The sequence below is a fragment of the Chitinophaga niabensis genome (assembly GCF_900129465.1).
GTDB classification, from domain to species: Bacteria; Bacteroidota; Bacteroidia; order Chitinophagales; family Chitinophagaceae; genus Chitinophaga; species Chitinophaga niabensis.
In genome coordinates, this window is sequence record NZ_FSRA01000001.1 from 1347649 (window position 1) to 1361813 (window position 14165).

Genomic DNA, 14165 nt, shown 5'->3' on the forward strand with positions numbered 1-14165 from the left:
CGGCAGGGGCACCTTAGGCATTTATTTTTTGCTCAACCCATCCGCAGGGCTTATTTTCAATGTTCATGAAACGGGATACCTGGATATACCTTGTAGTGACGATCTGGGCAGCCATCTGGTTTGCAACCTCCTGGCAGCAGTACTTTTCTTCACTGGCCTGTTACGCAGTGCTGCTGTTGCCGCTGATGGCATTTGCATGGTTCAGGCAGGCGCTGAAAACAAAACTCTTATGGTGGCAATATATCGCAGTATGGCTGACCGTATTTGTGGGCTACGCTATGGCAGCAGTTACCATAAAAGGAGGCAATGCGGAGCTGGGCACTTTATTCATCACCTGCTTCTGGCTGGACCTTGTGCTGGAAGCCAACGGGTATATCCATCATTTTAAAGGCCTCCGTAAGATCAGCCTGGACCTGGCCATTCTGCTGGGGATTGTGTTGCTCACAGGCCTGGGTGCTGCGATGGCAGTATCCGGCATAGGAGATCCCCGCTTTGATCACGATGGCATTTTACTGATAGGCGGTGTGTTTGATGCCGGGAAGATCATGGATAATTTTGGCCTGTTCCTGGGCTTCTGGTTGCAGTTCTTCCTGCTTTGGCTGGCCGGCTTCCTCATCTACTATATCAATCATTACTTCCTGGTGCCGCGTTTGCTGAAAGAACGGGGGATAGTATATTATGCTGCAGGGGTTGCAGGAACTGTTGTGGTATTGTATCCTGTATTGGCGCAGCTCATTATCTGGCTGCCTTTTAATGAACGTTTCCAGGTTATCAGTTCACAGCCATTTGATGCAGAGAATGCCTGGGGGGTATTTGCTGTACTCATCGCCACCCTGCCTGTGATCGTAGCTATTCATTGGTTCCGCCAGCACAGCAGGATAGCCACATTGGAAAAACAACAGGTACAGGCAGAACTGGATGTACTGAAGCAACAGATCAATCCGCATTTCTTCTTCAATACATTAAACAACCTTTACGCCCTCAGCCTTACACGCTCTGCTAAAACGCCGGAAGTGATCTTACAGCTTTCTGAGCTGATGCGGTATGTGATCTACGAAGGGCAGAAAGAGCAGGTAACACTCCGTGCGGAAGTGAAGTATATGGAAGATTACCTCCACCTGCAAAAGATCCGCATGCATAAATCCGTGGATGTACAGCTGGACTATGAGGGCTATGATCCTTCCCTGCCGGTTTCCCCGCTCTTGCTGATCATTTTAATTGAAAATGCTTTTAAACATGGTGTGGAACCTGCAGAAGGTGCTTCCTTCCTGCATATTAAACTGCAAACTGAAAAAGATGAAGTATATTTCAGTTGCAGGAATTCTGTAGAGCCTGCAGTAAAAGGAACTGCAAAAGGAATAGGGTTGGAGAACCTGCGCCGCAGATTGCAATTATTATATCCCGGCAATCATACGCTGCATACTGAAACAGATGGCCATACATTTTTCGCTTCCTTAAAATTACAACTGCATGCCGCTGCAAGCCCTCATCATTGACGACGAACCACTGGCCCACGAGGTGATCAGCCTGTATGCCAGGGACATTCCTTTCCTGCAGATAACCGGGCATTGCTATCAGGCCACAGAAGCCCTGGAATACCTCAGTAAACACCATATAGACCTTCTTTTCCTGGACATACAAATGCCCCGCATCAAAGGCCTTGATCTCTTAAAGATCCTGAAGAAGAAACCGCTGGTGATCATCACCTCCGCATATGGAGAATTTGCACTGGAGAGCTTTGAACTGGATGTATGTGATTACCTGTTAAAGCCCTTTGCATTTGAACGTTTCCTTAAAGCCGTGAACAAAGCCATGGAGCAATACCGCCTGCAGCAACCCGCAGAAGTGGCCGTGGAAAAAAGCACAGCACCGGACCAGTTGTTCATTAAAACGGATAAACGTTTTGTGCAGCTGGAGGTGAAGGAGATCTTCTATCTTGAAAGCGCCGGAAACTATGTAAAGCTTTGGCTGAAGGATGCGTTCCTGCTTACACCCCGCACCCTCACCAGCTTTGAGGAGCAATTACCGGCGGGAGATTTTATCCGTATCCATAAATCCTTTATTGTTAATAAACTGCACGTGAATTACCTGGAAGGGAATATGGTAGTGCTGAAGAACGGGAAAACATTACTGGTGGGAAAGAATTATAAGAATGCTTTTAAGTTGTTCACCTAATAGCGTATATTTAATATAGTACTATCCTATCCCTGCTATGACCAACTGCAAGAACTGCCAAACAGCCTTCACCGGCAATTTCTGTCCCCAATGCGGGCAAAAGGCAGACACCCATCGATTTACCACGCATCACCTTGTGCATGAACTGATCCATGCTGTTACACACGCCGATAAAAGTATCTTCGGCTTTATAAAGGCCATGCTTACCTATCCGGGGAAGACTGTTAAGAACTACCTGGAAGGGCAGCGTAAACGTTATTTTTCTCCGTTCACGGCATTCATCCTGATGATCGGTTTTCAATTGCTGGTGCTGAGCCTTACCAAACAACCGGTAAAGCCGGATGCTGATGCATTGAGGGCAGTAAGGATAACGGCGTTCATTCACCATCACCTGAAGTTGTTATTCGTTTTCCTGCTGCCGCTTATATCGCTGCTTACCTGGTTGTTTTACCGCCGGTATAACTATGCGGAACATTTTGTGCTGAACATCTTCAATGCAGGTATGATCTCTTTGCTCTTCGCGCTCCTATATGCCATAGCTGCGCTGGTGTTCCATGTAGATGGAAGGGCGCTGGGGTACTTTAATTTCGCGATCTCGTTTTTGTACCCGGTATGGGTGATGTGGGGCCTCTTTCCTGATATGCCTAAGTGGAAGGTGGTGCTCTACGAATTCCTGATCAGTATTATCTATTACACCTTCAATATGTTACTGGTTTGGGCGATGGTCAGTTTATTTATGCGATAAAAAAAACCGTAAATGATTACGGTCTGTTCTTTTTTGCACCTGGCTGATGATGGAATTTGCGTTTGCCGCCTCCGCCTCCGCTATGATGACCGTGCCTCGGTTTGCCACCACCGCCGCCGGATCTTCTCATCTTGGGCGTATACTGTGGAGCAGGTCCGAGTTCTTCCGGTACAGGTGCTTTTACTACGGGGTGGCCCAGCAGTTCTTCGATCCTTACAAAGCGGTTTTGCTCTTTAGGGCCAATGAACGTATAAGCGGTACCATCTGTAGCAGCCCTGGCCGTGCGGCCAATACGGTGGATGTAATCCTCTCCGTCGTTAGGCACATCATAGTTGATCACCAGGTCAATATCTTCCACATCGATACCGCGGCTCAGGATGTCCGTTGCCACCAGTATCTTCAGTTTGCGGTTTTTAAAGTCAAGGAGCGCCTGTTCTCTTTTTTCCTGTTCAAGGTCTGAATGGATCTCTTCCACGGAAAACCTGGCCCGTTTAAGCACTTGTGTAAGTTGTTTTACACTTTGCTTGCGGGAACAGAAAATGATCACCGTTTCCGTTTTCCTTTTTTCCAGGATCATTTTGATCAGGGGCACCTTTTGTTCTTCATTCACTACAAAGGCTTCCTGGATGATCTTTTCAGGTGGTTTGGAAATAGCAATATTGATCTGCGCAGGGTTCTGCAGGATCTTTAAGGCAAGGTTCCGCATCTTCACCGGCATGGTAGCCGAAAAGAGGAGCGTCTGGCGGTTCCTGGGCAGGAAAGAGATGATCTTCTCAATATCATCGTAAAAGCCCATGTCCAGCATACGGTCTGCTTCGTCCAGGATCAGGTATTTCAACCCTTCCAGTTTCACATATCCCATGTTGAGATGCGCGATCATGCGCCCGGGTGTGCAGATCACAATATCTGCCCCGGAAGAAAGCGCTTTTTTCTCCAGTGCAAAAGAAGCCCCGTCTCCGCCACCATAAACCGCAATAGAGCTGATATTGGTGAAGTAGGACATTCCTTCCAGTGTTTGTGCTATCTGAACAGCCAGTTCCCTTGTAGGCACAATGATCATGGAATTGATCTGCTGTGCATCATGGGTATGCGTGAGGAGATTTTGTATAGTGGGAAGCAGGAAAGCAGCGGTTTTACCGGTACCGGTCTGTGCAGAGGCGATGAGGTCTCTACCGGATAATATGATGGGAATTACTTCTTCCTGTACTGGTGTAGCTGTGGTATAGCCCATTGCATCTATTCCGTCCAGTAAGTCATCGTCAAAATCAAATTCGTGAAAATACAAGTTAATTATGCTTTATTTTTAATATAGGTGTCAGGTAAAGATAACGATAATATGTCAGCATGATAAATAAAAGAGAATTCTTATATTTAGCGCCACAATCCCTAACTATTTAACCCGTATGAAAAAGCTACTCACATCCGCAGTATTGTTCCTGTTGATCTGCAATACCGGCAAAACACAGCAATTCACTCCCAAAAAGGGAAGTGAAGGTTATTACAAGATCACTACTCAGTTGAAACATCGTACAGGAAGCGAAAAAAATACTGCCACCTGGTACTTTAAGGTATTGGAAGTAGCAAAAGACAGCATGGTACTCAATTGTACCCTGCTTAATTATGATGGAGAAGCGGGCGGGCGGCTATTTAATACTGCGCAGCCAGATAAAAGCAGGACCAATAATACAAGGGACCTGGAGGTGCTGGCCTTGCTGAACAGGCCATTCCTGTACCACTATAAGTTTGAGAAAATGAATGAGCAGCCTGGGATCAGGTCCATTTTTAATGAGCGTATTAAAGACTGGCAGCTGGATAAGAACGTGGCAGGAAACATGAAGGGGAATGAAAGGTCGTACCTGGTAAATGAGCTATATTGGATCGTACCATCCCTGCCCGTTACGCCTGATAAATTGCCTGATAGCTGGTTATCCACCGATAGCCTGTCGGTATTTACCGTGCTGGACCGGGACGCTTCTTCTTTGCAATATGGTTTGGCACGGGAAGAGAAGGAGCATAAGATGAAAATTACAGGCCGCCTCTCTTTAGATCTTTCTACCGGAATGATAAGGTCTGCCACCATTGAGAATCACATTGGCGATGATGTTCATTTTGAAAGGTCCTTCAACCGGGTAACTGCGTCTGAAGCAGGAGCCTCTCCGCTCAGCGAGGATGCAAAGGCAGCTATTGCTAAAATGTCCGACTTCAGCGAAGCGTTAAAGAATGAAGATGGGTATGATTCCCTGAAGCTGGAGAAATATTTTGCGCAATACGATCCGCTCATGGGGAATATTACTTTTTACAAGATTGCAAAGGCAGGCATGTTGCAGGGCTCCAATATGAACGATAAGTATTCAAGGTATAATGAAATATTAACACGGATTGAAGACGCTGCTTTGGCAGCCTACCCGCATCATTTACACAATAAACTCCAGGAGGTTAAGTCTATCAGCGTAGACAGTGCTTACAATACCATTCGTTATCTCAGCCGCATGAAGAAGAGTTATGGGGATTGGGTACAATATACCTTCGCGCAGGAATTCCTTCACCAGAGACCCATTGAAGAACTGCAGAGAGCCTGGAGAAAACAAGGCGTTCCTGAAAAGAAGATAGACAAACTAACAAAAGATGTGATCAATGGAAGGCGCATCGCTGATCCGTTGATGGAGAAACTGGCCAATGATGAAGATACGCTGATCCGTAATGAAGTATACCCCATGTACCTGTGGGTACAGGCCATGAAACATTCATCCAGTAAAGATTCCCTGTTAAGGATCGCGCATGAGCTGGAGAATATGAATGGAAGTAAAAGGTATAGTAACCATCATCGTTATGCCTTGCTGGTGTACCGGCAATTGCTGGCATCCGGGCATACTAAAGAGGCGGGCATGCTGCTCAGCCGGCAGATCACAGCCATGGAAAAGAACAGGCTGGATAGTTTGGATGCGGACCGTTTTACAGAACAGAATATGCTGGCATATGCCTGTAAATTAAAAAGCGATGAACTGGCTGCCACCGATAAAAAGCAGGCGATGGCATATTTGTCTAAAGCGGCGATGTATTCTCCTAAAAATGTAAAGGAACGCGCACATTCCAGCTTTTACGATCGTGTGCTCCTGGAATCGAAAGAGAGTTACCGGGCTGACTTTGCGGAAGCGCTGATTGCACAGGGCAACAGCAAAGAAGCCATGAAAGTATTAAGCGAACAACTGAATGCTGATCCTTCAATCTTTGAAGACCTGAAAGCTTCTTTTTCAAAGAACTTTCCCCAACTGGATTTTTACAACTTCTTTCATAATTATATAATAAAGTCCTGGAAAACGGCGCCTGATTTTACCCTGAAAAGCCCCGATGCTAAAACAACATATAAGTTGGCTGACTATCGCGGGAAATGGCTGTTGCTGGACTTCTGGGGCACCTGGTGCCCGCCCTGCAGGGAAGAAATGCCAAAGATCAATGCATTTGCGCAAAAGATAAAAGGCCGTAATGACCTGGCTTTCCTTTCCATTGCCTGCCGTGATCAGCCGGAGACGGTGATCAGCTATCTTGCTGCGCATAATTATGATATGCCTGCTTCCATGTCTGATAACCAGGTACAAAAAAAGTATGAGGTGCCGGGTTATCCCGCCAAGTTCCTGATCAGCCCATCCGGTACAGTATTCAATATCCCTTTTGGGAAAGATTGGGAAAAGGCGGTAGAACAATTCACCGGTCTTCAGGAAAAGAGCAGGGAGGCTAAAGTGCAGACCCACAAGGATTGATGATCCGTTCCGCGTAGGTTTTGATCCGTTTGGCGTAGTATCCGGCATTTGAGGCCGTACTATCTTTGCGGCGTCAAAAGGATAAAAAATGAAAAAGTTAATTCAGTTGTTTGTTTGGCTCGCCTGCTCGCTTACGGTTATTATAGCCGCCGCCAGGCATAGTGATAGAACCCGGCCAACCCCCAAAGCCCCTGTATTGAAGTTGAATATGGATACTAAAAAAGGAATGGGCACCTCTGTTGAGTATCCCACAGGCGCTGCCTATAAATTACCCAAAGGTATTGCGCTGAACATTTCCGGAACAGATAATAAGCGTTGCCAGCTTGGCGCCGGTAGCCTTGTAAGGCTCTGCCTGGCAATGCACAATAAAACACGGGAGCCGGTTACGGTTACACTTCCTGCCGGCCTTATATTCGTTTCCCGGGATGAAAAGATCCAGAACGGCCTGCTGATCAGGGACGAAGCATTTGTACTGGCGGCAGGGGAAACCTTCATTTTCAACCTGGCGTTGTTTTGCCTGAATGAAGACAGAGCAGTGACCAAAGCAAAAGATAAATATAAGATCGGCCCTGTTTCAGAAGACGTGGACATTAAAGCCCTCATAGAACAATTGCAGGATAAGGACCTGGAGGATGAACATTACCAGGCAGCAGCACAGAAAGCTATCTGGAACATTACAAAAGGGTTTGCGCTCACTGCTGCGCAACACAGAGCGATTGCACAGATACCGGGTATCTGATGTGATCGGGTTTAGAAAGGCAATGGCTGCTCCTGTTACCGGGGCAGTCATTTTTATTTTGGAAAGGAGTAACGGTGCAGGATGCTGAGATGATCTTATATAAGTATAAACCAAAATCTCCCCGCACATGCCTAGAATTCTACACGTTATCCTCCTGTGTTGTTTAATGCCGTTCCTGGTTAAAGCCCAGCAGGCTCCCAAAAGGGAATTGCGCGGCGCATGGATAGCTACCTACTTAGGTATAGACTGGCCCAACCGCACGCAAACGCCTGCGCAGCAAAGGGCCGCATTCATCACTATTGCAGATCATCACAAAGCTACCGGGCTCAACGTGTTATACGTACAGGTACGCAGCCAGTGCGATGCGATGTATAACAGTCCTATTGAACCCTGGTCTGCCGACCTTACCGGTACACAGGGTGTTGCACCCGGTACCCCCTGGGACCCCATGGAATTTGCTATTGAAGAATGCCATAAACGCGGTATGGAATTCCATGCCTGGCTTAACCCTTACCGCGCCGTTGGTAACTCCGCCAACCTGCCGGCTTTTGCCGCTACCCACGTAGCTAAACAACACCCGGAATGGCTGCTGAGCCAGGGTACGCTAAGGGTACTCGATCCCGGTTTGCCACAGGTAAGGGATTACATCACCACCGTGGTAGATGACATTGTTACCCGCTATGATGTGGATGGTATTCACTTCGACGATTATTTCTATCCACCTGCCGCACCGGCCGGTACAACACCGTATAACGATTCTGCTTCCTTTGCCGCAGACCCACGTGGTTTTACAGTGAAGGCAGACTGGCGAAGGGATAATGTAAGCCTGCTGATCAAAAGGATCTACGACAGCATCCGTGCTATTAAACCGTGGGTGAAATTCGGTGTATCTCCTTCCGGTATCTACAGGAACAGTACCAATCCTGCTATTGGTACCCCTACATCCGGTCTTGAACATTACACCACACTTTTTGCAGATACCCGCAAATGGTTACAGGAAGGCTGGGTGGATTATATCATGCCGCAGGTATATTGGTACATCGGCCAGCCGGGTGCAAATTATGCCGCCATTGTGCCCTGGTGGAATAACAATGCTTATGGCCGCCATATCTACATTGGCATGGCAGGATATAAGGTGAATGATGCCGCACAGGCAGCACCATGGATGGACCCTAAACAGATCCCCAACGAAGTAAGGATGAACCGGGACAGTCTGTATACGAATATCTTCGGGCAGTCCATTTACAATACCTCCAGCCTGCGTGCCACTACGCGTTTAGGTTTCAGGGATTCCCTGCGGCTGGATTTCTATAAAAAGCCGGCATTACAGCCGGTGATGTTGTGGCGTGATAATGTTGCACCATCAGCACCCATCGCTTTGAATGCCACACCCTACGGCCCGGATTCCGTTGCATTAACCTGGACCAATACCGCCAGCACAACTGATGAAATGGATAAAGCCCGCCAGTTTGTGATCTACCGTTCTGAAGATCCGGTGATCGACACTACTTCTGCGGATAACATCCTTTTTATCACCACAAGGGATCAGACTACTTTTACGGATAAGACCATTGTGCCCAATACCACTTATTACTACGCTGTAACGGCGGTGGACAGGTTTCACAATGAGAGCGGCCTGTCTAACCTCTCTGCTAACCAGGCCCCGGATATCCTTTGCCCGGGCGACCAGGAGTTAACCGCAGATGCATCCTGTACCGCAGCTTTGCCGGACTACCGCTCACTGGCTGTAGTAAATGATCCAAGAGGAGTAACACTTACACAGTTACCTGCCCCGGGAAGTGCTGTGCAACATAACGATATCATCCGCCTGATTGCTACCAATGCAGGGGGCAAAGCAGATACCTGCTCTTTTGCCGTGATCGTGAAAGATACTATTCCGCCACAGATCGCCGGTTTAGCCGCAGATCCGTTCATCATCGCCAATGCGAACAACCAGATGAAGGCGGTAACGCTGAATTACACAGTAGCTGAATGTGGTGCTGTTACAAATGTGATCACCATTACCAGCAACGAAGCGGTGAATGGTGCGCCTGACTGGGAAGTGATAGACGATCATCATATCAGGCTGCGTGCGGAACGTGATATCTTTGGTAATGGACGTATCTACACCATTAAGGTAACTTCAACGGATGCTGCAGGTAATGTAAGTACACAATCAACAGATGTACTGGTGCCATCCAATAAACCGTGGACGCATGGCGATGGCCTGGCAGTGGTAGCAATGCCTAACCCAACCCTTCACCAGTTTGTATTACTGATGGCAAGCAAAGATCCGTTGCCATTGACTATCAGGGTGTACAACAATAATGGTCAGCTGGTTGAGACCCGGAATAATATTGCGCCAAACAGTCTTATTACGATCGGTGCTAATTATCACGGCGGTATCTATTACGCAGAGATCACGCAGGGTACTAAACGTCAGATCCTGAAACTCCTGAAGTTAGGGAACTAAGAGATCTTGAATAAAGCAAAGGCTGCCCGTACATGCGGGCAGCCTTTTTTTTGAAAGGAAAACAGTATCTTCCAAAACATATGTCAGCAGTTCATTTTTCAAAACGCCAGATCTGGGTGGCTGTGATGGCGGCTATCACCAGCTTTGCTGCTTACACTGCCATCTTTGCTTTCCGCAAGGCCTTCAACGTGGCGTCTTATAGCGGGCATACATTATTCGGCATGGACTTCAAAACGGTGCTGGTAGTAACGCAGGTGTTAGGATATATGGCCAGTAAATTCTATGGCATCCGTTTTATATCCGAACTCAAACGTGTCCGCCGTCACTGGCTGATCATTGGGCTTGTTGGTATCTCCTGGCTGGCCTGGCTTTTATTCGCGCTGTTACCTGCTCCCTATAATTTCTGGTGCCTCTTTCTGAATGGTTTTCCATTGGGGTTATTATGGGGTATTGTGTTCTCTTATGTGGAAGGCCGCAGAACAACAGACCTGATCAGCGCAGCGCTGGCGGTAAGTTTCATCTTTGCCTCAGGGCTTGCTAAAAGCACGGCGCAATGGGTGATGAACAGCTTTCATGTAACGGAATACTGGATGCCTTTTGTAGTGGGCTGCATCTTTATGCCGGCCTTGTTCCTGTTTGTATTCCTGCTGGAAAAGATCCCCGCGCCGGATGAAGAAGATGTGGCGCAAAGGATGCACCGGCAGCCGATGTTGAAGGAAGACAGGAAGGCTTTGCTGAAAGGTTTCTTACCCGGCATTGTAGTACTCGTGATCATCTATATACTTGTTACCATCTTAAGGGAAGTGCGGGATAATTTCATGGCGGATATGTGGCGGGAGTCCGGCGAAGTATTCCAGGCGGGTGTATTTGCCAAAACAGAAACTTCTATCTCTATCATCATCCTGGTATTGATTGCCGTGATGATCTGGTTAAGGAACAGCTTTACAGCATTTATGCTGGCCCAGTGCATTATGCTTGCAGGGTTTATTATCTCATTGATCACTACCTGGTTATATGCAAGGCAGCAGCTGCCCATGTATCACTGGATGCTCTTTGTTGGCCTGGGCCTGTACATGGTATACATTCCCTTTAACAGCATCCTGTTCGACCGGTTCATTGCTGCATTCAGGTTTGCGGGGAATGTAGGTTTCCTGATCTATATCGCAGACTCTTTCGGGTACCTGGGAAGTGTGGGTGTTATGCTTGCTAAAACCGTGTTGCAGATACAGACCAACTGGCTGCATTTCTATATGCAGTTAGTAATGGTCACGGGTATAACAGGGGTGGTGGGCACCATTGCCTCCATGTTATATTTTATGCGCAAAATGCATCAGTATCAAAGTGATCAGCGCCGGTAAAGCCTGCACATAGAAGATCTTTTTACTGGCAGTGGCTGCACCATAGATCCCTGCAACAATCACACAGGAAAGGAAGAATACTGCTACATTGAATGCCCAGTGATGGTCCCGGATGCAGAGGCTCCAGATCAGGCCTGCAGCGAGGAAGCCGTTATACAATCCCTGGTTGGCGGCCAGTACTTTGGTAGGTTCAAAGAGATGTTTGGGAATAGAGGAGAAGGACTTAGGGCCTTTGGTGGTCCAGGCAAACATTTCAAGCCAGAGGATATACAGGTGAATGAAAGCCACCAGGCCAATGAGGATCATAACAATGATATGCATATGGTTCTTTTGCCAGCGAATATAATGAATGTTCGGAACCGGACACTTCCTGTACCATAAGCGGACATGATCATCATGTTAATCGTTTGGCAATTAATTCATTATACTTTGACCCGCTTTTTGCTGTGCAGGGAATATAATCCTTAACCTCATGCTGTATAATAACCTTAAGATCGCTTTCCGTTCCCTCTGGCGGAAAAAAACATTTTCTCTCCTGAATATCCTGGGCCTGGCTATTGGGGTGGCTGCCAGCCTGCTGATCTTTTCTGTGATCCGGAACGAAATGAGCTATGATAATTATCACGAAAAAAAGGACAGGATCTTCAGGGTAACCACTACTATTAAAAGTAAAAGTAACGGCGAGGTGGTAACCAGGGAACCAAATGTGCCTAATGCTTTGCCCGAAGCTTTCCGGAATGATTTTCCGCAATTTGAGCAGATCGCTTCCTGCTGGTTTATCGGGCAGGCGCAGTTTTATGTTCCGGGTAAAGAAGAGAAAAGGTTCAAAGAGTACCAGGGCCTTGCCTGGGCAGATCCCGGTTTGTTTGAGATGTTTGACTTCACCTGGCTGGAAGGGAATGGAAAGGAGTTAAAAAATCCCAATACGGTGGTGATCACGGAAAGTGTTGCAAAAGCATTTTTCGGAGGGCATGAGGAAGCTATTGGCAAAACCATCCAGTTATATTCTTTTCGTATACCCCTGAAGGTAGTAGGGGTATTTAAAGATCTGCCGGGGAATACAGATCTCCGGCTCAGGATCTGCCCATCAATTATAACCGCAAGAAAAAGAGAGCCGGGGCTGTTTAGCGATTGGTCCGGTTTAAATGATCATGGCTTGTATGTAATGCTGAAAGAAGGTGTGGCGCCGGAAACCATGATAAAACAGTTCCCAGCCTTTGTGAAAAAGTATTACAAAGAAGAACAGCGGGAACCGCATAACTATAGTACGCTGGGCCTGCAGTCAATAGAGAACATGCACCTCGATAAAAACTTCCGGGTGCCTGCAGGTAGTGCTATTTCCATCCGGGAACTATGGTCCATCGGGTTGATCGGCATCTTTTTACTTTTGGTGGCCTGCATCAACTTTATCAACCTGGCCACCGCACAATCTATCAGCAGGGCCAAAGAGATCGGCGTTCGCAAAGTGCTGGGGAGCAACCGTACACAACTGGTGCGCCAGTTCCTCAATGAAACCGCCGTGATCACTTTCTTTTCCCTGGTCCTGGGTGTAATGATCGCTGTAGCGGCTATACGGCCGCTGGGGCAGTTAATAGGCCGGGAGCTCACTTTTAATCATCCTTCGGTTATCGTGTTCCTGCTGGCTATTGGTGTGGTGGTTACATTGCTTGCAGGATTTTACCCGGCGGTTGTACTCTCCGGTTTTAATCCTGTTGCAGCCATCAAAAGCAAGATCAGCACCCGTACCATCGGCGGCATCTCTTTGCGCAGGGGATTGGTGGTAGTGCAATTTGTGATTGCACAGCTGCTGGTGATAGGAACATTGGTGGTAGTGCAGCAAATGAAATATTTCCGTGAAAAGCCTATGGGCTTTGATAAAGAATCTACCGTACTGATTAATCTGCCCAGCGACAGTGCGCTGGCTACCCGGTATGATTACCTGAAAAACCGGCTGGCATCCGTTAAGGGCGTAGAGAACGTGAGCCTCTGCCTGGAAGGGCCATCCAACAACTGGGGCTGGCAGTCCGATTTCTATTTCGATAACTCAGCAGAAAAACAGACCTTCCTGGCCACCCGGATGTATGGGGACAGTAGTTATCTTGAAACGTTCCAGATTGGGCTGGTAGCAGGCAGAAAACCATTTCGTAGCGATACTGCGGCAGAAGTGATGGTGAATGAAACCATGGTGAGGAAATTAGGCTTATCATCGCCGGAAGCTATACTGGGGAAAACAGTAGCGTTAAGTAATACCGGGAAAATACCGGTAGTAGGTGTATTCCGGGACTTCAACAACAGAACGCTGCGGGAAGAGATCAAACCTATGATATTGTTTTCAGGCAATTATTATGAATATGCTGCCCTGCAGATCCGCCCGGAACAAATGCCGGCCACGCTGCCCGAAGTACAAAAGGTATTTACAGAAGTATACCCTACCTATATGTATGATCTTACTTATATGGACGAAAGGGTGGGTGATTATTATAAAGCAGAAGCCATAACGGGCCTGCTGTTTGAGGTCTTTGCCTTTCTTGCGGTACTGATCTCCTGCCTGGGTTTATATGGCCTGGTTTCCTTTATGGCAGTACAGAAAACAAAAGAAGTGGGTGTGCGTAAAGTGCTGGGAGCTTCCGTGCAAAATATTGTATATCTCTTCTCTAAGGAGTTTACCGTTTTAATAGGTATCGCCTTTTTGATCTCTGCTCCCCTGGGTTATTATTTTATGCAGGGATGGCTGGAAGATTTTCATTACCACATTAATTTAGGCTGGGACGTGTTTGCATCCGCCATGGTGTTGTCCATTGGCATCGCATGGATAACGGTAGGGTATAAGGCCGTGAATGCGGCTCTTGCCAACCCGGTAAAGAGTTTACGCGCAGAATAAAAAATAACCCGCAGGTTTCGCCTGCGGGTTAAAGCA

General features: G+C 47.4%; 10 protein-coding genes. 8 read left to right on the forward strand and 2 right to left on the reverse strand.

The annotated features are described in order from the left end of the window. Positions 1-65 precede the first annotated feature (65 nt). The 3 genes from BUR42_RS05065 to BUR42_RS05075 are packed head-to-tail and all read left to right on the forward strand — an operon-like array spanning position 66 to position 2920. Positions 66-1496, forward strand: a complete 1431-nt coding sequence (locus tag BUR42_RS05065) for a sensor histidine kinase (RefSeq protein WP_159442218.1) — start codon at positions 66-68, stop codon at positions 1494-1496. Beyond that, positions 1471-2175: a LytR/AlgR family response regulator transcription factor gene (locus tag BUR42_RS05070; RefSeq protein ID WP_074238189.1), complete on the forward strand. Its 705-nt coding sequence runs from the start codon at positions 1471-1473 to the stop codon at positions 2173-2175. Before BUR42_RS05065 ends, BUR42_RS05070 begins: the two co-directional genes overlap by 26 nt. Positions 2176-2212: 37 nt before the next feature. Further along, complete coding sequence (locus tag BUR42_RS05075) at positions 2213-2920, forward strand: DUF3667 domain-containing protein (protein WP_074238190.1); 708 nt, start codon at positions 2213-2215, stop codon at positions 2918-2920. A gap of 16 nt (positions 2921-2936) precedes the next feature. On the opposite strand, the gene BUR42_RS05080 is transcribed toward BUR42_RS05075, so the two are convergent. Next, positions 2937-4205, reverse strand: coding sequence for a DEAD/DEAH box helicase (locus BUR42_RS05080; RefSeq protein WP_200798216.1), 1269 nt, complete (start codon positions 4203-4205; stop codon positions 2937-2939). Positions 4206-4323: 118 nt separating this feature from the next. On the opposite strand from BUR42_RS05080, the gene BUR42_RS05085 reads away from it, so the two are divergent. The 4 genes from BUR42_RS05085 to BUR42_RS05100 all read left to right on the forward strand — a co-directional run bounded on the left by BUR42_RS05085 (position 4324) and on the right by BUR42_RS05100 (position 11248). Beyond that, positions 4324-6678, forward strand: coding sequence for a TlpA disulfide reductase family protein (locus BUR42_RS05085; protein WP_074238192.1), 2355 nt, complete (start codon positions 4324-4326; stop codon positions 6676-6678). A gap of 88 nt (positions 6679-6766) precedes the next feature. Further along, the gene (locus BUR42_RS05090; RefSeq protein WP_074238193.1) at positions 6767-7417 is read left to right on the forward strand and encodes a hypothetical protein; all 651 of its coding nucleotides are present in this window, start codon (positions 6767-6769) and stop codon (positions 7415-7417) included. A 127-nt stretch (positions 7418-7544) separates the two neighbouring features. Further along, positions 7545-9890, forward strand: coding sequence for a family 10 glycosylhydrolase (locus tag BUR42_RS05095; RefSeq protein WP_084185409.1), 2346 nt, complete (start codon positions 7545-7547; stop codon positions 9888-9890). 80 nt (positions 9891-9970) lie between these two features. Next, the gene (locus tag BUR42_RS05100) at positions 9971-11248 is read left to right on the forward strand and encodes a DUF5690 family protein (RefSeq protein WP_074238195.1); all 1278 of its coding nucleotides are present in this window, start codon (positions 9971-9973) and stop codon (positions 11246-11248) included. Here the strand turns inward: BUR42_RS05100 and BUR42_RS05105 are convergent. Beyond that, on the reverse strand, positions 11198-11569 hold the full coding sequence (locus BUR42_RS05105; RefSeq protein WP_074238196.1) for a DUF1304 domain-containing protein: 372 nt from the start codon (positions 11567-11569) through the stop codon (positions 11198-11200). The two genes, BUR42_RS05100 and BUR42_RS05105, sit on opposite strands and share 51 nt — an antisense overlap. Before the next feature lie 151 nt (positions 11570-11720). On the opposite strand from BUR42_RS05105, the gene BUR42_RS05110 reads away from it, so the two are divergent. Beyond that, positions 11721-14129, forward strand: a complete 2409-nt coding sequence (locus BUR42_RS05110; RefSeq protein ID WP_074238197.1) for an ABC transporter permease — start codon at positions 11721-11723, stop codon at positions 14127-14129. Positions 14130-14165 lie beyond the last annotated feature (36 nt).